Origin of the sequence: Janthinobacterium sp. 13, assembly GCF_002749695.1 — a bacterium.
GTDB lineage: Bacteria > Pseudomonadota > Gammaproteobacteria > Burkholderiales > Burkholderiaceae_D > Janthinobacterium > Janthinobacterium kumbetense.
In genome coordinates this window covers 6,076,327-6,096,178 of record NZ_PEEQ01000001.1, presented here as the reverse complement: position 1 = coordinate 6,096,178, position 19,852 = coordinate 6,076,327, and the positions used below count along the sequence as shown (strand labels likewise).

Annotated in this window: 20 protein-coding genes; 9 read left to right on the top strand and 11 right to left on the bottom strand. The window is 60.7% G+C overall.

All coding sequences use genetic code 11. The annotated features are described in order from the left end of the window. Nucleotides 1–122: 122 nt before the first annotated feature. The 3 genes from CLU94_RS26805 to CLU94_RS28240 all read left to right on the top strand — a co-directional run bounded on the left by CLU94_RS26805 (nt 123) and on the right by CLU94_RS28240 (nt 3,238). On the top strand, nt 123–1,073 hold the full coding sequence (locus CLU94_RS26805; RefSeq protein ID WP_099667914.1) for an alpha/beta hydrolase: 951 nt from the start codon (nt 123–125) through the stop codon (nt 1,071–1,073). 14 nt (nt 1,074–1,087) lie between these two features. Continuing rightward, a complete protein-coding gene (locus CLU94_RS28245) occupies nt 1,088–1,996 on the top strand; it encodes a hypothetical protein (protein ID WP_143451566.1) in 909 nt (302 codons plus the stop codon). A 381-nt stretch (nt 1,997–2,377) separates the two neighbouring features. Continuing rightward, nucleotides 2,378–3,238 carry a hypothetical protein gene (locus CLU94_RS28240; RefSeq protein ID WP_143451565.1) on the top strand — a complete coding sequence of 287 codons (861 nt, stop codon included), beginning with the start codon at nt 2,378–2,380 and terminating at the stop codon, nt 3,236–3,238. 245 nt (nt 3,239–3,483) lie between these two features. Here CLU94_RS28240 and CLU94_RS26800 read toward each other — a convergent pair whose 3' ends face one another. Further along, nucleotides 3,484–4,014: an SRPBCC family protein gene (locus CLU94_RS26800; RefSeq protein WP_099667913.1), complete on the bottom strand. Its 531-nt coding sequence runs from the start codon at nt 4,012–4,014 to the stop codon at nt 3,484–3,486. A gap of 130 nt (nt 4,015–4,144) precedes the next feature. Between CLU94_RS26800 and CLU94_RS26795 the strand changes: the two genes are divergently transcribed. Genes CLU94_RS26795 through CLU94_RS26780 form a run of 4 tightly spaced genes read left to right on the top strand, consistent with a single transcriptional unit; the run spans nt 4,145 to nt 8,816 of the window. Beyond that, nucleotides 4,145–4,579 carry a MarR family winged helix-turn-helix transcriptional regulator gene (locus CLU94_RS26795; protein ID WP_099667912.1) on the top strand — a complete coding sequence of 145 codons (435 nt, stop codon included), beginning with the start codon at nt 4,145–4,147 and terminating at the stop codon, nt 4,577–4,579. Further along, nucleotides 4,576–6,150, top strand: a complete 1,575-nt coding sequence (locus CLU94_RS26790) for a DHA2 family efflux MFS transporter permease subunit (protein WP_099667911.1) — start codon at nt 4,576–4,578, stop codon at nt 6,148–6,150. The genes CLU94_RS26795 and CLU94_RS26790 overlap by 4 nt, the downstream gene beginning before the upstream one ends. A 17-nt stretch (nt 6,151–6,167) precedes the next feature. Further along, nucleotides 6,168–7,625 (top strand): efflux transporter outer membrane subunit, encoded by a 1,458-nt coding sequence (locus CLU94_RS26785; RefSeq protein ID WP_099667910.1) that lies wholly within the window; start codon nt 6,168–6,170, stop codon nt 7,623–7,625. Between the two features lie 21 nt (nt 7,626–7,646). Then, complete coding sequence (locus tag CLU94_RS26780; RefSeq protein WP_099667909.1) at nt 7,647–8,816, top strand: HlyD family secretion protein; 1,170 nt, start codon at nt 7,647–7,649, stop codon at nt 8,814–8,816. Nucleotides 8,817–8,899: 83 nt separating this feature from the next. Here CLU94_RS26780 and fusA read toward each other — a convergent pair whose 3' ends face one another. Then, nucleotides 8,900–11,008, bottom strand: a complete 2,109-nt coding sequence (gene fusA, locus CLU94_RS26775) for an elongation factor G (protein ID WP_099668518.1) — start codon at nt 11,006–11,008, stop codon at nt 8,900–8,902. 284 nt (nt 11,009–11,292) lie between these two features. Between fusA and CLU94_RS26770 the strand changes: the two genes are divergently transcribed. After that, nucleotides 11,293–12,411 carry a phospholipase A gene (locus tag CLU94_RS26770; RefSeq protein WP_251348638.1) on the top strand — a complete coding sequence of 373 codons (1,119 nt, stop codon included), beginning with the start codon at nt 11,293–11,295 and terminating at the stop codon, nt 12,409–12,411. A 57-nt stretch (nt 12,412–12,468) separates the two neighbouring features. On the opposite strand, the gene CLU94_RS26765 is transcribed toward CLU94_RS26770, so the two are convergent. The 6 genes from CLU94_RS26765 to CLU94_RS26740 form a co-directional block, all read right to left on the bottom strand. After that, nucleotides 12,469–12,666, bottom strand: coding sequence for a hypothetical protein (locus CLU94_RS26765; RefSeq protein WP_034784591.1), 198 nt, complete (start codon nt 12,664–12,666; stop codon nt 12,469–12,471). 152 nt (nt 12,667–12,818) lie between these two features. Then, the gene (locus CLU94_RS26760) at nt 12,819–13,067 is read right to left on the bottom strand and encodes a hypothetical protein (RefSeq protein ID WP_092708370.1); all 249 of its coding nucleotides are present in this window, start codon (nt 13,065–13,067) and stop codon (nt 12,819–12,821) included. 217 nt (nt 13,068–13,284) lie between these two features. Further along, entirely contained in the window at nt 13,285–14,208 is a 924-nt protein-coding gene (locus CLU94_RS26755) for a methyltransferase domain-containing protein (protein ID WP_099667907.1), read from the bottom strand. Between the two features lie 256 nt (nt 14,209–14,464). Continuing rightward, complete coding sequence (locus CLU94_RS26750) at nt 14,465–15,115, bottom strand: ankyrin repeat domain-containing protein (protein WP_099667906.1); 651 nt, start codon at nt 15,113–15,115, stop codon at nt 14,465–14,467. Between the two features lie 16 nt (nt 15,116–15,131). Then, nucleotides 15,132–15,911: a TatD family hydrolase gene (locus CLU94_RS26745; protein ID WP_077404693.1), complete on the bottom strand. Its 780-nt coding sequence runs from the start codon at nt 15,909–15,911 to the stop codon at nt 15,132–15,134. Nucleotides 15,912–15,996: 85 nt separating this feature from the next. Further along, nucleotides 15,997–16,383, bottom strand: coding sequence for a VOC family protein (locus tag CLU94_RS26740; protein WP_099667905.1), 387 nt, complete (start codon nt 16,381–16,383; stop codon nt 15,997–15,999). A gap of 199 nt (nt 16,384–16,582) precedes the next feature. Here CLU94_RS26740 and CLU94_RS26735 point away from each other — a divergent pair, with 199 nt between their 5' ends. After that, nucleotides 16,583–16,936 carry a hypothetical protein gene (locus CLU94_RS26735; RefSeq protein ID WP_099667904.1) on the top strand — a complete coding sequence of 118 codons (354 nt, stop codon included), beginning with the start codon at nt 16,583–16,585 and terminating at the stop codon, nt 16,934–16,936. A 63-nt stretch (nt 16,937–16,999) separates the two neighbouring features. Here CLU94_RS26735 and CLU94_RS26730 read toward each other — a convergent pair whose 3' ends face one another. Genes CLU94_RS26730 through mltG form a run of 3 tightly spaced genes read right to left on the bottom strand, consistent with a single transcriptional unit; the run spans nt 17,000 to nt 19,693 of the window. Continuing rightward, nucleotides 17,000–18,028 (bottom strand): DNA polymerase III subunit delta', encoded by a 1,029-nt coding sequence (locus tag CLU94_RS26730; protein WP_099667903.1) that lies wholly within the window; start codon nt 18,026–18,028, stop codon nt 17,000–17,002. Nucleotides 18,029–18,043: 15 nt separating this feature from the next. Beyond that, a complete protein-coding gene (tmk, locus tag CLU94_RS26725) occupies nt 18,044–18,685 on the bottom strand; it encodes a dTMP kinase (protein ID WP_099667902.1) in 642 nt (213 codons plus the stop codon). 21 nt (nt 18,686–18,706) lie between these two features. Then, complete coding sequence (gene mltG / locus CLU94_RS26720) at nt 18,707–19,693, bottom strand: endolytic transglycosylase MltG (RefSeq protein ID WP_099667901.1); 987 nt, start codon at nt 19,691–19,693, stop codon at nt 18,707–18,709. Between the last annotated feature and the right edge of the window lie 159 nt (nt 19,694–19,852).

Below are 19,852 nucleotides of genomic sequence, written 5' to 3'. Positions count from 1 at the left end.
ACTGATGCCCGAAATATACCATGGGGCACCCCTCTTGCAGGAGGAAAACAGCTCAGCGCTTGATCTCTGCGCCCACGCGGGCCTATGCTAAAGTGTTGCTCTCTTCTCAAGCGAATTCCAGCATGCCTACCTCCTTGCCATCCTCCCTGATCGCCACCGCCCTGCTCGCCTCCGCCCACGGCGCCGTCGCCGCCCCCATGAGCCTGGACGACTACCTGGCCCTGAACGGCCCCCCGCCCACGGCGCAGATCGCGTATGGCCCCGCGCCGTCGCAATACGCGCAGCTGTTCCGGCCCGACGGCAACGGACCGTTCCCCGTCGTCGTGCTCGTGCATGGCGGCTGCTGGACGGTGGCCTTCGGCGGCATCCAGCAGATGCGCAACGTGGCCGGCGCCCTCGTCGCGCAAGGCATCGCCGTGTGGAATGTCGAGTACCGGCGCGTGGACGAGCCGGGCGGCGGCTATCCGGGCACCTATGAAGACATGCACGCAGCGCTCGACAGCCTGCAACAGCACGCGCCCCAGTACCAGATCGACACGAGCCGCATCCTCGCCATGGGCCACTCGGCCGGCGGCCAGCTGGTGCAGTGGATCGCAGGCAGGGAAAAGCTGCCCAAGACCAGCCCCCTGTATCGCGACCAGTTCCTGCCTGTCAAAAACATCGTCAGCCTGGGCGGCCTGGCCGACCTGCGCCATGAAAAGGACTTGATCAAGACCAGCTGCGAGCGCGACATTGCCCAGTTGGCAGGCAGCGCCAGCACCGAGCGCCCCGACATCTACAGCGACACCAACGCAGCCGACCTGATGCCCAACGGCAGCCGCACCGTCCTGATCACAGGCGAGCTCGACACCATCTCCCCGCCCAGAGTCGCGCACGACTACGCGGCCAAGGCCAAGCTGGCCGGCGACCATGCGGAAGTGCTGATTTTGCCCGGTGCCAGCCACTATGACGAGATCGCGGCGACGTCGAATGCCTGGGGGATGATTTTGCCGGTGGTGCGGGGGATGCTGGGGATGGGCAGCATGAGGCCAGCAACAGACATTCGCTGTGACATGAGAAGTAATGAGATTTAAGTAAAGGACTGAATGTGACCGAATCAGCAATCCCCAAACAGACAAGCCAGGAATTCCTTAGAAAGTTCGGTGAGTCAATTGACTGGATGCGTTCGTTAGGTGTGAACGTAGATCAAGGAAGGCTTACAAATTATCGGACAGCCGCTCAACAATGGGTGTCGCTGCTGGACGAAGACCGAGATCGCCAGGGGGGTCTTGAACACCTGCCAGCGATCACATCAGCTGTTTATGAAGTTCCGCAGTTCTTGGAAATACATGCAGCATTTCGCGGCGAACGAATAGCCCATCTGGGAGGCTTAGGTGCAAAGTTAAAGAAAGCAATTGAAGGCCCTGTGCACCTGCAAAACGAAACGGAGAAGTCCAATGGTCCGAGGAATTTTTTATTTGAAGCCGTCACCGCAGCGCGCGTTCATCGCCCAGATAACGGTTCACTCACAATTTTGAATGCACCTACGGACACAGGCTTCACGCTGCACAAGAGTTCAATCTGGGTTGAATGTAAGAGGCTTACTTCGCATGCTCAGCTCAAGTCAAATGTGAACAAAGCTTGTAGGCAACTGAAGCGTACGATAGATAAACATCCCCAAATTAACCAACGAGGCCTGGTCGCCCTAGATATTTCCAAATTAACAACTATGCCACCACCGCGATACGTTTTTGAATCGCCAACCGAGGCAGAAATTGGTCCAAGGAGTCAGGCGATCATTGATCAATACATCCTGGATAACGGGCATGTTTGGGAACAAGAATATGCAGACCAAGATTCACGAATCATCGGAACCTTGCTTAGGCTATCGTTAATAGCTGTTTCTAAAGATGTGGGTAAATATATCTTCGTCCATCAGTGGGGAGTTAACCCGAGACGAGGAATAGGTATTGATGATCAGAGACTACTCCGCGAGGCCGCCAAGTGCTTTAGGTAATGACACGATTTTTGGCACAAGCTACCAATGATGGCAGTCGGACACAAGCAGCCGATCATGGTATTTAACAGGTTAGGGAAACGTTTTCTCTCATGACGCAAAAAAGGACCCAGTCAGACTTACAACGTAGTCATTTCAGCACGTTCTTTTTCATCCGTTCATCTCCGTCCTACACAGGCAAGGCCCACCTGTTGCTTGTTTCCAAATGATGATGCCCATTAACAATTCAAGCTCAGCATTAATTCTGCTTACTCAAATGGTGGCAGACTGGCGTCACCATACACTTAAGCAGAGTGTGGATGCCGTGCCGACCTTGATAATTCCACAATACAAGGTGACAATTGGTTGTATATTAACATGTCGTCGACTTGTGAAAAACTCATGGAAATAACAGCCACATCCGTAGTCCCGGCACTCGCCACCCTAGCAGCTGCATTCGTTGCAGGCGGCATCGCTCGTTCTAATCTGATTGCTTCCAAGGAATCGAAGATTTCCGAGTTTAGGCAAATATGGGTTGGAGAACTCCGCGAAAATCTATCGTCGCTGTTCTCGGCCGTACGCTCGCTCGCACGTGCAGTACAGGAAGAACGAGATAGGCAAAACGGCAACGGCACTCATCCAAAATTTCACTTCGGCCAACAGAAAATCGTTGAGGTGCGTCATTCGTCGGCTGAGTTGAAATACCGCGTTGGACTTCTGCTAGACCGCAAGCAAGATAGCCATGTCGAGCTTCAGCGGTTGCTTGAAGTGATGATGGAAACCCAGCAAGCGTATCTAATGGGAGAAAACAATGCTGATATTAAGCCGGTCTTTGACGCAGTAGAGTGCGCCAATGAACTAGGTATGGTCGTTGTGGCGCAAGAGTGGGAAACGGTCAGGCGCGGTGAACCTGAATATCGCAATGCTGTAAAAAAAGTGGATTTGGTGTTACTTGTAGCTGGCGTATTAATGCTTGCGCTTGCGACGGTTGCATTTTTTGCCCCTGCAACATCAGAGACAAAGACAGGACAAACCATTCAGCAAGTCGATCCGGCTGGTCGGGCAGGAAGCATAACTTCAAACTCAACTGCGGTGTCGCAAACCACAGTCAAGCACAACGAGAGAAATGCTAATACGAACACAGCGCTCTCAGCACCGCAGGTCCGCAAAATGGCAAGTGAGACCACAAGGGATGCCACCGGGAATTCTACGCCTTCAGCACCCAAGGTCAGTCCAAACGAAGCGGGCGCCCTGAAAAAGTAGTTGTATCGCACATAAACTGGCCTCGATAGCAGGTCACATGCTCTGTCACCGCAAACTGCCAACGACAGCAAGAACCCGCCCGCGCCTCAATCAAAGGCTCCCCCGGGCCCAGCGGGCCTGAAAAATGACCAGGGCAAGGCGCGCGGGCGAAGACAGTACGCATGTACGGCGAGCCCAAGCAACGCAGCCATGGACATTTTCTCAGGCCCGCGACTCTGGCCCGCTCTTCAATAAGCAATAAAAACCTACTGAACACGCGCCAGGTACTGTGCCAGCTGGCCGAACGTCGCCTTGAATCCCTCCTTCATCGACTCAAACCCCTGCTTGAAAGTCTCATGCTGCTCATCCGTGGCCTTATGCGGCGTCGACCGCAAGGTCATCGTCGTCTTGCCGTTTTCCTCCGTGAGGGTCATGACATTGAACGATTCCAAAGGCCAGGTGGCGCTGACCGGATGCTGCACCGCATTGCCCTGCTTGTCGGCGAATGACAAAATCGACACGATCTTTTCCGGCGCTTCGATCGCCTGGTAGGTGAACTTGCCCCACATCTCATAGCCATTGTCGGCGCGCATGCCGTAATGGAAAATGCCGCCCGGCTGCAAGTCCAGCGCCAGCACGCTCAATTCGAAGCCGACGGGGCCCCACCATTGGGCCAGGCGTTCCGGCTCCACCCACGACTGGAACACCAGTTCGCGCGGCGCGTCGAAAGTTTGCGTGATGACAAAGTCGCTGCTGTCGCGGTGCTGTCCTTCCTGCTTCTGTTCTGCGGTGGTCATGGCGCTCTCCTCAGGGTAATGGTCTGGCACTAATGTACCAGCGGCGCAGATAAACGGGAAGGCCTGTACGCCTGTCAAACCAGCATGCTAAAATATTAGCTAGATACCTAACCATTAGACGACTCACCTTATGACTTCTATCGAAGAGCGCTTTTCCGCCGCCCTCCACAAGACGGCGCGCGGCTGGCGCCATGCCATCGACCGGCGCCTGAAAGACCTGGACCTGGGGCAAGCAAGCTGGATGTGCATCGCCATGATCGCCAAGTCGCCCCAGCCGCCTTCGCAAAGCGAACTGGCCCATCAATTGGGCGTGGAAAATCCCACCATGGTGTCGATGCTGGACCGGCTCGTGAAATCGGGCTTCGTGCAGCGCCAGCCATCGGAAACGGACCGCCGCGTGAAACTCGTCGTGCTGACCGAGGCGGGCATGCAGGTATATGACACCGTGCGCAAGGAAGCGGACGGTTTCCGCAAGGAACTGCTGCAGGGCATTGATCCCGATCAATTGCAGGCCGCCACCGAACTGCTGGAAGCATTGCAGGCGGCCACGGAGAAATCCGCATGAGTTCGGCCACAGCCGGCGCCGCACCGGCGCTGCCCGCTTCACAGGACCCCACCCTGAACCGGCGCATGATCACGATTTCGATCATGCTCGCCACCATCATCCAGGCGCTCGACGGCACCATCGCCAACGTCGCCCTGCCCCACATGCAAGGCAGCCTGTCCGCCTCGCAAGACCAGATCACCTGGGTACTCACCTCCTTCATCGTCGCCGCCGCCATCGCCACGCCCCTGACGGGCTGGCTGTGCGACCGCTTCGGCCAGAAAAACACCTTTCTCGTTTCCGTGGCCGGTTTTACGCTCGCTTCCGTGCTGTGCGGCCTGTCCGGCACCCTTTCCGAGATCGTCGCCGCCCGTCTGCTGCAGGGCGTGTTCGGCGCGGCCCTCGTGCCCCTGTCGCAGGCGGTCTTGCTCGACATCAATCCGCGCGAAAAGCACGGCTCGGCCATGGCCATCTGGGGCATGGGCGTGATGATCGGCCCCATCCTGGGACCGACCCTGGGCGGCTGGCTGACGGACAGCTACAGCTGGCGCTGGGTCTTCTTCATCAACATCCCCATCGGCGCCATGGCTTTCTATGGCATCTGGCGTTACATCCGCAAGGACCCGCCGAACCGCCGCATGAACTTTGACATGTTCGGCTTTGCCACCCTGAGCCTGTCCATTGGCGCGCTGCAGATGCTGCTGGACCGGGGCGAGCAGAACGATTGGTTTTCTTCCACCGAAACGTGGATCGAAGCCATCGTGCTGGCCATGAGCTTGTGCTACTTCATCGCCCACACGGCCTTGCGCCCGGCCGGCAAGTCCTTCCTCGACTATCGATTGCTGAAAAACTCGAACTATGTGAGCGGCTTGCTGTTCATCTTCATCGTCGGCATGGTGCTGTTCGCCACCCGCGCGCTGACGCCGTCGATGCTGCAAGGCTTGATGAACTATCCGGCGGCCATCGCCGGCCTCGTGACGGCGCCCAGCGGCCTGGGCACGATGCTGGCCATGCTGATCGTCGGCAGGCTGACGGGCAAGATCGATACGCGCATCCTGCTGGGCGTGGGCTTTTCGATTACCGCGTTCTCGCTGTGGCAGATGGCCAATTTCACCCTGGACCTGGTGCCGAAGACGGTCGTGTGGAACGGCATCATCCAGGGCATCGGCCTGGGCCTCGTCTTCGTGCCCCTGAGCGCGGCCACGTTTGCCACCCTGTCGCCGCAGATGCGGGCGGAAGGCACGGCCATCTACAGCCTGGTGCGCAATATCGGCAGCAGCATCGGCATCGCCCTAGTGCAGACCTTGTTGGTGCGCAATACGCAGATCGCCCATGCATCCCTGACGGAACACATCACTATCGCCAACCCGGCCCTGCATGACCCCGCCATTGCCAGCGTCTACAACTTGGGGACGGCTTCCGGCATGGCGGCCCTGAATGGCGAAATCACGCGGCAGGCATCGATGATCGCCTACCTCGACGACTTCTGGCTGATGATGTGGCTGACCATCCTCGTGCTGCCGCTCTTGCTCCTGATCAAACCACCGAAGAAGAATGCGCCCGTCGTGGTCGACCACGCGGCCATGGAATAACCCTCATGCATACACCTATGAAACTCTCCCTGAGCGTCCTGGCGCTAAGTTTGGCCCTGGCCGGCTGCGCCAGCATCCCGCCCGACACGCAACAGTTGCCGCAGCAAGACCTGGCCACGATACAGCTGGCGGCCGACATCCACCTGGCCAGCGAAGGCTGGCCCGCCGCGCTGTGGTGGCGCCAGTTCCAGGACACCCAGCTGGACCAGCTGATTGAACACGCCCTGTCCAGCAGCCCGAACCTGGACGTGGCGAATGCCCGCATCGGCTCGGCCCTGTCCGCGTTTGACGCACAGCATGCGCAGCGCGGTCCCAGGATCGACCTGGGCGCGAATGCCAGCCGCCAGCGCTATTCGGGCAATGGCTTGATGCCCGCCCCCATCGGCGGCAATTACTACAATGAAACCACCGTGGGCGTGCAAGCCCATTACGACCTCGACTGGTGGGGCAAGCACAAGGCGCAGATCGCGGCCAGCCTGGGCGAAGTCAACGCGCGCCGCGCCGAATATGCGATGGCGGAGCAGATGCTGGCCGCCGAGATTGCCCGCCACTACTTCAGCATGCAAAATGGCTGGGCACGCATGGACAACCTGCATGCGCTCGTCAAGCTGCAACAGCAACTGGTGGTGGACAAGGAAAAGCGCATCGCCAACGGCCTGGGCGTCAGCGACGACCATTTGTCCGCGCAAACGCGTTTGAGCTTGCTGCAACAGCAGATCGCCTTGCTGGAAACGCAAGTCGTCACGGAGCGGGAAGCCTTGCGCGCCCTGTTGGGAACATCATTGGGTGCGGATGCCTCGGCCCTGGCCAGTCTGCAGCCGAAAGAGGCACAGGCGCTGCCGCACGCCCTACCCGGCAAGCTGGGCATGGAATTGCTGGCGCGCCGGCCCGACTTGCAGGCGGCCCGCTGGCGAGTCCAGGCAGCCATGAGCACGATCGAGGCGGCGCAGGCATCGTTCTACCCCGATATCGACCTGGGTGCCTCGTTCGGCCTCGACGCGATCAAGCTGGGCAAGCTGCTGCAGTCGGGCAGCCGCACCCTGTTCATCGGCCCGGCCCTGTCGCTGCCCCTGTTCGACAGCGGCCGCCTGCAGGCGCAGTTGGCTGGCGCGCGCAGCGAACGCAATGAATTGATCGCCGACTACAACCAGAACGTCTTCAATGTCGTGCGCGACGTGGCGCAGGCGGGCGCCAGGGTGCAGGGCGTGGAAAACCAGCTGCGCCTGCAGCAGGAAAACCTGCGCGCCAGCGAAGCGCAGTTGCGCAATGCGAATGCGCGCCTCAAGCAAGGTCTGGCCGACCGCGCCACGCAACTGAATGCGGAAATGACCGTGCGCGGCCAGGTGGACCTGGGCATGCAGCTGCAAAACCAGCGCCAGGACGCGGAAATCAACCTGACCGTGGCCCTGGGCGGCGGCTACCGTGGCAGCAGCGATTTCGCCGCCAGCGCCGACACCGTCACCACCAAACAATAACCAACGATTACGGAACACATCATGAGCAGCGATACCACCTCCACTTCCGCGCCCACCGACAACCCGGGCAAGCGCAAGACCGTCCTCATCGCCATCACGGCCGCCTTCCTCGTGGCTGGCGCAGCCTGGGCCGCCTACTATCAACTGGTACTGTCCAGGGAAGAAGTCACGGACAATGCCTACGTGGGCGGCAACCTGGTCACCCTGTCCGCGCAAGTAACGGGCAATGTGGACGCCATCCGCGCCGACGAGACGCAGATGGTGAAAGCGGGCGCCCCGCTGATCACCCTCAATGCCATCGATGCGGAGCTGGCCCTGAGCCAGGCCGAGGCACGATTGGGCAACGTCGTGCGCCAGGAGCGCGAACGCTATGCGAACGTGGCGCAGTACGATGCCGTCATCGAGCAGCGCCGCCTGGCCCTGGCCACGGCGCAGGGCAACCTGGCCCGCCGCGCGCCGCTGGCGGCGGACCAGACGATCTCCGGCGAAGACCTGGCCCATGCGAAACAGGCCGTCGACGATGCGAAAGCGGCCTTGACGGTGGCGCAGCGCCAGGCCGAGTCGGCCAAATCGGGCGTTGCCGGCGTCAGCCTGGCCAGCCATCCGGCCGTCTTGTCGGCCAGGGGCGACGTGCTGCAGGCGTGGCTGGCCGTGCGCCGCAATGCCGTCGTCGCGCCCGTTTCGGGCTATGTCGCCAAGCGCAGCGTGCAGCTGGGCACGCACGTGACGCCGGGCACGCCCTTGATGTCCATCGTGCCGCTGGATCAATTATGGGTCGATGCGAACTTCAAGGAGTCCGAATTGCGCAATATCCGCGTGGGTCAGGCGGCCACCATCGAAACGGACTTGTATGGCAGCAAGGTGGTCTACCACGGCAAGGTGCTGGGCATGTCGGCCGGCACGGGCAGCGCGTTTTCCCTGCTGCCAGCGCAAAACGCCACGGGCAACTGGATCAAGGTGGTGCAGCGCGTGCCCGTGCGCATCACGCTCGACCCGAAGGAATTGGCCGCCCACCCGCTGCGCATCGGCCTGTCGACCACGGTGACGGTCGATACCAGCCATGGCGAAGGAGCGACCCTGGACCAGCCGATGGTGGCCAGCACGGTCTACACGACCCACGCGCTGAGCCAGCCAGTGGATGAGGCGGAGAAGATGGCCGATGCGATCATTGCGCAGAATTTGCTACGTTAAGACAAACCCTAACCCCAAGCAACATCCGGGGTCGTACCCTGCAGGGTACGACCCCAGCATTTGGCCTTTGGGTTTGCTTGACGTTACTTCGCCTTCCCCGCCGCCGCCACCTGGTCCAGTATATGCTTGGGCACGGCCGCATAGTGCTTGAATTCCATCGTGTAGGTGGCGCGGCCCTGGGTCAGCGAACGCAAGGTTGTCGAGTAACCGAACATTTCGGCCAGCGGCACCAGGGCCTTGACGATGCGGCCCGCGCCGCCGGGAATGTCGTCGACGCCCTGCACCATGCCGCGCCGGGCCGTCAGGTCGCCCATCACGTTGCCCATGAACTCTTCCGGTGTTTCCGCCTCCACCTGCATCATCGGTTCCAGCAGCACAGGATGGGCCTTGCGCATGCCATCCTTGAAGGCGATGGAGCCGGCCATGCGGAACGCGTTTTCGTTCGAATCGACGTCGTGGTAGGAACCGAAGGTCAGCGTCGCCTTGACGTCGACGACCGGATAGCCGGCCAGCACGCCCGACTTCAAGGTTTCGACGATGCCCTTGTCGACGGCCGGGATGAATTCGCGCGGCACCACGCCGCCCTTGATGGCGTCGACGAATTGATAACCGGTGCCTGGCGGCAAGGGTTCCAGCTTGAGTACCACGTGGCCGTACTGGCCCCGTCCGCCCGATTGCTTGACGAACTTGCCTTCGATATCGTCCACCGCGCGCGTGATGGTTTCCCGGTACGCCACCTGCGGCTTGCCGACATTGGCTTCCACGCCGAATTCGCGCCGCATGCGGTCGACCAGAATTTCCAGGTGTAATTCCCCCATGCCCGACATGATGGTCTGGCCCGATTCCTCGTCCGTATGCACCCGGAACGACGGGTCTTCCTGCGCCAGGCGGTTCAGGGCGATGCCCATCTTTTCCTGGTCAGGCTTGGTCTTGGGTTCGACCGCCTGGGAAATCACGGGTTCCGGGAAAATCATCTTTTCCAGCACGATGATGTGGTCGATGGCGCACAGGGTGTCGCCCGTGGTGACGGCTTTCAGGCCCACGGCGGCGGCGATGTCGCCCGCATACACTTCCTTGATTTCCTTGCGCTCGTTCGCATGCATCTGCAGGATGCGCCCCAGCCGCTCGCGCGCGCTCTTGGTGGGGTTGTAGACCATGTCGCCCGAGTTCACCACGCCCGAATACACGCGGAAGAAGGTCAGCTGCCCCACGAACGGGTCCGTCATGATCTTGAAGGCCAGGGCCGAGAAATGCTCGTCGTCGGCCGGGTGGCGCTCCACCTCGTTGTCGTGCTCGTCGTGGCCCATGATGGGCGGCACTTCCATCGGCGAGGGCAGATATTCGATGACGGCGTCCAGCATCGCCTGCACGCCCTTGTTCTTGAAGGCGCTGCCGCACAGCATGGGCACGATTTCATTGCGGATGGTGCGCGTGCGCAAGGCCTGCTTCAGCTCCGCTTCCGTGAACGTATCGCCATTCAGGTAGCGTTCCGTCATCTCCAGCGTGGCTTCGGCCGCCTGCTCGACCAGGTGCTCGTGCCACTCCTGCGCCTGCGCCAGCAGCTCGGCGGGAATCTCGCCATAGCTGAACTGCACGCCCTGGCTGGCGTCGTCCCAGGTGATGGCGCGCATTTTCAAGAGGTCGATCACGCCCGTAAAATGCTCTTCCGCGCCGATGGGTAGCTGGATGGGCACGGCCACGCCCTTCAGGCGCTCGGCGATCTGCTTGCGCACGCGCAAGAAATCCGCCCCCACCCGGTCCATCTTGTTGATGAAGGCGATGCGCGGCACATGGTATTTGTTGGCTTGCCGCCAGACGGTTTCCGATTGCGGCTGCACGCCGCCGACGGCGTCGTAGACCATCACGGCGCCGTCGAGCACGCGCATCGAGCGTTCGACCTCGATCGTGAAATCCACGTGGCCCGGCGTATCGATGATGTTGATCCGGTGTTCGGGGAAGTTGCCGGCCATGCCTTTCCAGAAGGCCGTGGTGGCGGCCGAGGTGATGGTGATGCCCCGTTCCTGCTCCTGCTCCATCCAGTCCATGGTGGCGGCGCCGTTGTGCACTTCGCCGATCTTGTGATTCACCCCCGTATAAAACAGGATGCGCTCGGTGGTGGTGGTCTTGCCGGCGTCGATATGGGCGCTGATGCCGATGTTGCGGTAGCGCTCGATAGGTGTTTTGCGGGTCATCACAATCTCCATGGCTAGCCCGGCGCGCCAGTGTCAGCACCGGTTTTCCAGTGTAGCAGACATCGATTTGGGCGGCACGGCGGCAAACCGTTTACCAAGCGCACAACACTGTCGGCCGCGCGCACGGTAGCCGCACGGGGTAAACAAGGTAATCCGCTATACTTTCATAAGTATTAATCTAATAAAGATTAATCAGGATCAAGACGCACGGTAATTTATCGTGTAAGGCGACGCCGCCGGCATGCAGCCCAGGTGCGCACCGAACGACATGCCCCACTCAGCCTATGACTATCCGACTAAGAAAAATAATTCTCTCTTCCCTGCTGGCGTCGCCGGCGCTGGCCATGGCCGGCGAACTGGAACAGCAAATGCAGCGTTGCGCCGTGCTCGGTGACGCCAGCGCCCGCCTCGGTTGCTTCGACACCCTGGCCAAGGCGGCGGAAAAGGCCACCATCGCCGCCGGCGGCGATCCCGCCACGGCGGCGGTCACCCTGGCGGCAGCCGCCGAAGTCGCCCCCCTCACGTTTGTCAGCCCGCCTGGCGTGGCCACGCCGGACGCCGTCAACGCCGCCATTCCGGCCATCGCGCAGGCAGGCGCGGCGCCGCCGGAGGCACCAATTTCGCGCACGCAACAGTCCTGGGAGCTGAACGACGCCTCGAAGCGGGGACTGTTCAACTTCCGTCCGCACCGCGACACCTATCTGTTGCTGGCCAATTACAGCGACGCGTCCAATGACGAACCGTTCCAGGATTTCACGCCGGCCGGCATCAAGAGCCAGCACGTGGAATTGACGTTCCAGCTGAGCTTCAAGATGAAGCTGCTGGAAGACATCGCCGGCACGCCCATCGACATGTGGTTCGGCTACACGCAGCAAAGTTTCTGGCAGGCATATAACCGCAAGGCGTCGAGCCCCTTCCGCGAGACCAATTACCAGCCGGAACTGATGCTGGTCATGCCGATCAACAAGAATTTCGCGGGCATCGAATTCAATTACCTGAACTTCGGCCTCGTGCACCAGTCCAACGGCCAGACGTCGACCCTGTCGCGCAGCTGGAACCGCGTGTATGCCGAGCTGGGCATGGAGAAGGATAACCTGGCCGTCGCGGCGCGCGTCTGGCACCGCCTCGACAATAGCGCGGTCGACAATGACAATATCGACATCACCGATTACCTGGGACATGGCGACTTGCGCGTGAGCTACCGCAACAAGGGGCACGAGTACGCCGTGACGGCGCGCCGCAATTTCAGCAAGAAGCATGGCTCCATGCAGGCAAGCTGGGCTTTCCCTTTGAAGGCCAACCTGAAAGGCTATCTGCAGCTGTTCTCCGGCTATGGCCAGAGCTTGATCGACTACAACTATTCGCAGAAATCGATCGGCGCCGGCTTCATGGTTGACCTGTAAGCGGCACATAAACGACAAATGGCGCCGAGGGCGCCATTTTTTATGGGGAAAACCAGTTTAGCGCCGCCCGCCGCCCAGCACGCGGGCCGGCAGCATGACGATGGCGCGCAGCAATTCGAACACGCCTTCCACGCCGATGCCGATCAAGCGGAATGGCAGCAACAGCAGCCAGGCCAGCGGATACAGCACGAGGGCCAGCAAGGCCAGGGGCCAGCACACCAGCAAGAGCAGCAGCCACAGCACGAATCCCAGCATTGCGTTCCCCCTAGAATGAAATGTGCGGAGCAAGCCGTGCTTGCCCCGCTACCGTGACAGCACTATAGTAAAGCGCCGCGACGGCGGCAACGGCCATGCGATGAACTGCGTGCTGCGGGGATGAACGGTACGAAAACGGGAATGAACGGGGCTTATTGACCGACGCAAATCACTTTCGTGACGTATTCATGCGCATTCGGCTTCTTGCTGGTGGCCCATTTGATGGCCTGGTTGGCATCTTCGATGGTCATGACGGTGGCCTTGTCCTTCGACTTGATGAAGGACACGCCTTCAAACACGCCTTCCTTGCTGCGCATTACCTTGGCAAACACGGGCGGCCTGGTCTCGCCATCGCTGATTTTGTTCTGTTGCACGAGGTAACGCTGATCGATCTGTTCCATGATAGTAAAGCTGTCCAGTGGGTAAAAGACGAAATATACCCTGAATGGACAAACGCCGCAGGATGAAATCGCTGCGGCGTTGCCTTGATTCGGTTTCGAACGGCTGACAAAACCGTAGCGAGCGGCAGTGAGTTGTGGCTAAGAAGCGCAACCGTACTCCAGTACGGTGAGCATCGCAGGCCGCAAATCGCGACGCGCAGCAGGTTTGGTCGGCTGGTCAGGCGTAGACGGCGCTCTGTGTCACCGGCTGCAAGTTGACGTCATAGATGACCTGCGCGCGGATCGACGCTTCCAGCGAGGGAATCGAGCCGCCCGCGCGGTACTGGAAAGTCACCTGCAGCACGTCGCCCGCCTTCACGGCGACCGGCGTGGCCAGCGGCAAGCACATGTAGTGGTTCAGCCAGTCGATGGTGGTCGAACGCTCGGGCACGACGGCCAGGATGTTCTTGGTGACGAAACGCAAGGCGTTCAGGGTGCCGCTGCGCTCGACGACAAACTTGCCGTCGAAGCCGAACACGCTGTCCGTCGGCTGGCTGAAGTCGATGATGCTGTACACGGACGGCGGCGCCAGTTCCTGTACGCCAGGATGGATGGCCGTGGTTTCCTGGAATTGCACGATGGGCGCATAAAAACCCTCGAAGTCGTATTCCTGCTGCATCGGCTGCACGGCCATGATGACGGCTTCGGGCAGGAAGATGGGCAGCGGGCCGCCGAAACGGGCCAGGTAGCGGCGCTTGAACGATTCGATCACTTCCACCTGTTTTTCGCGCAGCATGCCGACATGGATCATTTCGCAGATGACCACATCGACGGGTTCCGGCGGCAGGTATTCGAAGGCGTCCGCGTGGACGACTTCGACTTTTTCACCGTTGGGGTTGAGCGCCAGCATCTTGCGCGCTTCCTTGACCATGTCCGGATTGAATTCCACGCACCACACCTTGTCGGCGCGCGCGGCCGCAAACCACGACAGCACGCCCGTGCCGCCGCCCAGTTCCAGCACCTTCATGCCGGGTTTTACCGCGTAATCGATCGCCGACTTGAACCCGTGCATGCGGTTCTGGTCCATCAACATATTGTGGTGGTAATGGACGGGGATAAATTGCCCCAGGTAACAACTCTCGATTTCTCGTTCATTCAGCATGTCTGTCCTCTTGGAGTCTGGCTCCGATGGCCGATCGGTTTTGTCATTCCAGAAAGCAGTGATATCGCACGGGCTGCGCGAGGGGCGGCGACAATACAGCCGGCGCCTGACGGTGATGTGATGACCCATGCGAGGTATCTCCTGATTAATGCGACACGATCATTATCGTTAATCGGCAGGGAGAACAAAGGGCTGAGGTAAGAGGCAATTCCATGCCAGTTTCAGCGCTGGCATGGAAAGTATTGAAATTAAAACATTACTTGCGGGCTGCGCGCGCCTTCTGTGCCGCTTCGATGATGGCGACCACGCCGGGCTTGTCGCCCGCCTGGGCGAACTGCACGGCCGTCCAGCCATGGTCGCTTTTCAGGCTGGCGTCCGCGCCCCAGGACAGCAGCAGCTTGACGGCGCCCTCCTGGCCTTCGCGGGCGGCAAACATCAGCGGCGTGATATTCGCGGGGGCGCGCGCATCGACCATGGCGTCACGGTCGAGCAATATCTTCATGATGGGCAAGTCGCCAGCCGAGGCCGCATAGTGCAGCGCCGTCCAGCCGCTCTGGTTGACCTTCGCGCCCTTGGCCAGCAAGGCGTTCACGGCTTCCAGCTTGTGCTTGTAGGCTGCCATCATCAGCGCCGTGTTGCCGTTGGCCGAACGGGCTTCGATGTCGATGCCGGGCGCGTCGAGCAGTACCTGGAACACCCGGTCCGCATCGTCGCGCAGGGCCAGCACGAGGGGAATGTCGCCCCGCTGCGCGTCAGGCTGGTTCGGATTCATGCCGTCAAGCAGCATGCTGCGCACGCCGCTGACATTGTTGACGGAGACGGCGCGGAAGAAAGCATCCGGTTCCGGCGCCGCGTGGCTGGCCGCCGCGCAGCACAGCAGCATCGCCAGCGCGAGTTTTTTCATCATGTCTGACCTTAAGAAGTTATGGCAACTGATTGAATAACTTGAAGAAATTATCCGTCGTCTGGCGCGCCACCTGGTCCAGGGGGATGCCTTTCAAGGTCGACAGGTATTCCGCCACGTGGGCCACATAGCCGGGTTCGTTCATGCGGCCGCGGAACGGCACGGGCGCCAGATACGGCGAATCCGTCTCGATGAGGATGCGCTCGAGCGGCACTTCCAGGGCCACGGCCTGCAAGTCTTTCGCGCTCTTGAACGTGACGATGCCGGAAAAGGAAATATAGAAGCCCATGTCAATGGCGGCGCGCGCCACTTCCAGGGATTCCGTAAAGCAATGCATGACGCCGGCCACGCCGCCGTCGGACACGCCGGCACCCTCTTCACGCATGATGCGTATGGTGTCTTCGCTAGCCGCCCTTGTGTGAATAATCAAGGGCTTGCGCGTGATTCTTGAAGCTTTGATGTGAGTGCGGAAACGCTCGCGCTGCCACTCCAGGTCGCCCGTCAAACGGAAATAGTCGAGACCCGTCTCGCCGATGGCGATGATCTTCGGATGGTCGGCCAGGCGGACCAGGTCTTCCACGGACGGTTCAGGCGTGTCCTCGTAATCGGGATGCACGCCGACGGAAGCAAAGATATGCGGATACTGCTCGGCCAGGGCCAGCACCTGTGGAAAGTCCGGCAAGTCGACGGACACGCACAAGGCATGGGTCACCTTGTTCTCGGCCATCTTGGCCAGGATCTCGGGCATGCGAGCAGCCAGCTCGGGGAAATTGATATGGCAATGGGAATCGATATACATAAGGCGGGATTGTACCGGAGCACGGGGAAACTGGCAGGGGGAGACGCAAATCCGTGCTGCCGCCGACTGCTCCCGCGTGGTTCGCCTACTGCCCCTGCGGCGGCTGCCACAGCTCCACCTTGTTGCCTTCGGGATCGATGACCCAGCCGAACTGGCCATATTCGGAATCGGGCGCCTTTTCCAGCACGTTGCAGCCCTCGTCGCGCAGGGCTTGCAGCAGCGCGTCGAGGTCGTCGACGCGGTAGTTGATCATGAAGGAGGCCTTGCCGGGCGCGAATTGCTCGCTGTCCTTGTCCGCGACGGACCAGATGGTGGTGCCGCCAGTGGGCTTGCCATCGGCGTCCGTCCAGGTGAAGGCGGCGCCGCCCCACGGCTGCACGTCCAGGCCCAGGTGGCGCTGGTACCAGGCGCGCAGCGCGGCCGGGTCTTGCGCGTGGAAAAAGATGCCGCCGATGCCAGTGACTCGCTTCATTTGACGCCTCCGGTGCGGCGCTGCCGCGTGGTTTGCAAGAGTGACTGACTGTAACACCGCGTTCCCGGCATGGCAAACGGACCTGGCCGGTGAAGTGGCCGGCCTTGACTGGCATGGCTAGGCAAAAATATTATCAAGATGTATAGTAGCTTGCCGATGCGCAACCATGGGGTTGCACGCGGAACCGTGGAGAGTGTTCATGCTGAAAGTTGCCGGCCCTTTGATACTGTTGGCCAGCCTGGCCCTGACAGCGCATGCGCAAGACAAGCGCGATGCGCCGAATGCCATCCCCGATGCCGGACTGTGCCAGCCCGTCTGCGCCTCGGCGCGCCAGGATTGCCGCGCACAAGCGCAAGGCGCCACGGAAAACGATACCAGCCCCATGCTATTGATGAAGCCGAGCAGCAATCCCTACGTTGCCGCTGGCAAAGAAGCCGGCACCCAGTCGCAGCAGTTGCGCCCGACGGAGGCCGAAGCCTTCCGCGCCCGACGCGCCGAGCGCCAGCAAGCGTGCGAAGTGCAATACCGCAGTTGCACGCGCACCTGCGGCTAAGTCATTCCAAACGGGCAAAAAATCGCACAATCCGGATTAACTTGGCAGCGCAAGTGTTTGATTTTATTGGCAACTGGATGCGTAGTCGAGCAGCATGTCTTCCAGGAACAGCTTGGGCGACAGGGGATGCTCGGCAATCGCCCGGCGTTCGTTGGCAGCCTTGATGGCGGCCATCAAACGGCTCACGTTGATGCGTCCCGCCAACGCTTCCAGCTCGCGCCGGTGGCGCGGGTAGTAGCGGATGGTGCCGGACAGCTTGACTGAAAACACGTCGTACAGCCAGCGCTGGAGCGATGCCACGAGCGGCGCCAGCGGAGACTTCTGCAATTTATCGGCCGCTTTCAGGGCCGCTTCCACGCCAGGGTTAGCCAAGACTTGCAACAATTGTTCCGTCTCTTCGCGGCCACCCGATTCGGACTGGGCCAGTGCGGCCAGCGGCGCGCCGCCCTGCTCGCGCAGCCAGCTGTCCGCATCGTTCAAGCCTTGTTGCTTGAGCCACGTCAAGGCTTGCTCATGGCTGGGCATCGGCAAGGCAAATTTCCTGCAGCGCGACAATATCGTCGGCAGCAGGCGGTCCAGGCTGTTCGATGCCAGCAAGAACAAGGTGCCCGGCGGCGGCTCTTCCAGCGTCTTCAGCAAGGCATTCGAGGCAGGCGTGTTCAGCGCCTCGGCCGGGTACAGCACCACCACGCGCAAGCCTTGGCGGTGCGTGGAAATGTTCATGAAGTCGGCCAGGTTGCGGATCTGCTCGATCTTGATGTCTTTCGACGGCGTCTTGGTCTTGGCGCTTTTCTTCGCGCCTTCGCCCTCTTCGCCGTCGTCGGCCACGTCGTCTTCCAGCGCTTCCGGACGGACCCGGCGGTAATCGGGATGGTTGCCCTGGCTAAACCAGCCGCACGAGGCGCATGCGCCGCAGGCATGGCCGTCGGCGCGCACGTCTTCGCACAGCAATGCCTGCGCGAAATGCTCGATGAAGTCGGCCTTGCCGATGCCCTGCGCGCCATGGAACAGGATGGCGTGCGGCATGCGTGGGCGCAAGGCTTGCAATTGCTGCCAGGCGTCCTGTTGCCACGGATAGAGAGAAGTCGTCATTTTATTCTTTGCAAATCAATACGTTGCGATGCTTTTCTCAAGTAACACGTCAAGCAGTTGCGCCAGTTGTACTTGAATATCGGCAATGCTTTGCGTGGAATCGATGATGCGGAAACGCTGCGGGAACTGGGCCGCGCGGCGCAGGTACTCGTTGCGCGTGGCGGCGAAGAAGTCGGCCTGCTCCTGCTCGAACTTGTCGAGCGCACGCGTGGCGTCCAGGCGGGCACGGGCGACGGCCAGCGGAACGTCGAACAGGAACGTCAGGTCCGGCTGCAGGTGCGGGTGCACCCACGCTTCCAGTTGCTCCATCTTGCGTAAATCCATGCCACGCCCGCCGCCCTGGTAGGCAAAGCTGGCATCGCTGAAGCGGTCGGAAATGACCCATTCGCCGCGCTCCAGCGCGGGGGCGATGACTTGCGCGATGTGTTCGCGGCGGCTGGCGAACATCAGCAAGGCTTCCGTTTCCAGGTGCATCTTTTCATGCAGCAGCAATTCGCGCAGCTTTTCGCCCAGGCTGGTACCGCCCGGTTCGCGCGACGAGACGAGGGTCACGCCCCGCTGCTGCAGGTAGTCGGTGACAAAGCCGATATGCGTCGACTTGCCCGCGCCATCGATGCCTTCGAAGGTGATGAAACGGGGTTGATAGTGTGGTGTCATGAAGCTTCTAGTTTGAAATAATTAACGCTGGTATTGATTCACGGCGCGGTTATGGTCGGGCAAGTTGGCCGAGAACTGGCTGGTGCCGTCGCCGCGCGCGACGAAATACAGCGCTTGCGTGCGGGCCGGCGCCAGCGCCGCCGTCAGCGATTGCGCGCCAGCCAGGGCGATCGGCGTGGGCGGCAAGCCGCCGCGCGTGTAGGTATTGTACGGGGTGTCCGCTTCCAGGTCGCGTTTGCGGATCTTGCCCTGGTAGTTGTCGCCCATGCCATAGATCACGGTCGGGTCGGTCTGCAGCAGCATGCCTGTCTTCAGGCGATTGACGAACACGCCGGCGATCATGGCGCGCTCGGACTTTTGTCCCGTTTCCTTTTCCACGATGGAGGCCATGATCAGCGCCTCGTACGGGTTTTTATACGGCAAGGCCGGATCGCGCTTGTCCCACGCTTCGGACAGGCGGCCGATCATGGCCGCGTGCGCCTGCCTGAAAATCTGCATTTCGCTGGCGCCCTTGGCGAACAGATATGTGTCCGGGAAGAACAAGCCTTCCGGCAACACATATTCCGGGCTGATCTTCGCCATCAGTTCCTTGTCGGACAGGCCCACGGTATCGTGCTTGAGACCGGCATGGTTGGCCATGGCCATACGCATCTGCTTGAAAGTCCAGCCTTCGATGATGGTCAGCGACTCTTGCGCGAACTCGCCGCGCGCCAGTTGCGTGATCAAACGCTGCGGCGTGGTGCCCGGTTTCAATTCGTAGGAACCGGCCTTGATCTTCGACGTCTTGCCTTCGATGCGCGCCAGCATGTTGAACAGGATGGGCACGATGGGCACGCCCGCGTCCGCGATCTGCTGGCCGGCCGCATGCGCGCCGCTGCCCGGGCTGATCGTAAACGGAATCGCTTCGCCGTCCGTGGTGATGGGCTGCTGCGCCCAGTACACAAAAGTACCACCGACGCCGATGGCGGCGATGACCGAGCTGACTACAAGTTTTTTAAAGAAAGCCATTGTTCCGATTCTTGTGATGCGGGCGCTGATGGCCAACGTCCGCTTGTTATGATCGTTCATTTGTGAAGCAAGTGCGCGCAAAGCGGCGCCAACACTGGCAATCTTGCCGCTGCCGACGCAATCTGCCCGACATCACTATAATGAACCCGTAATGATAAT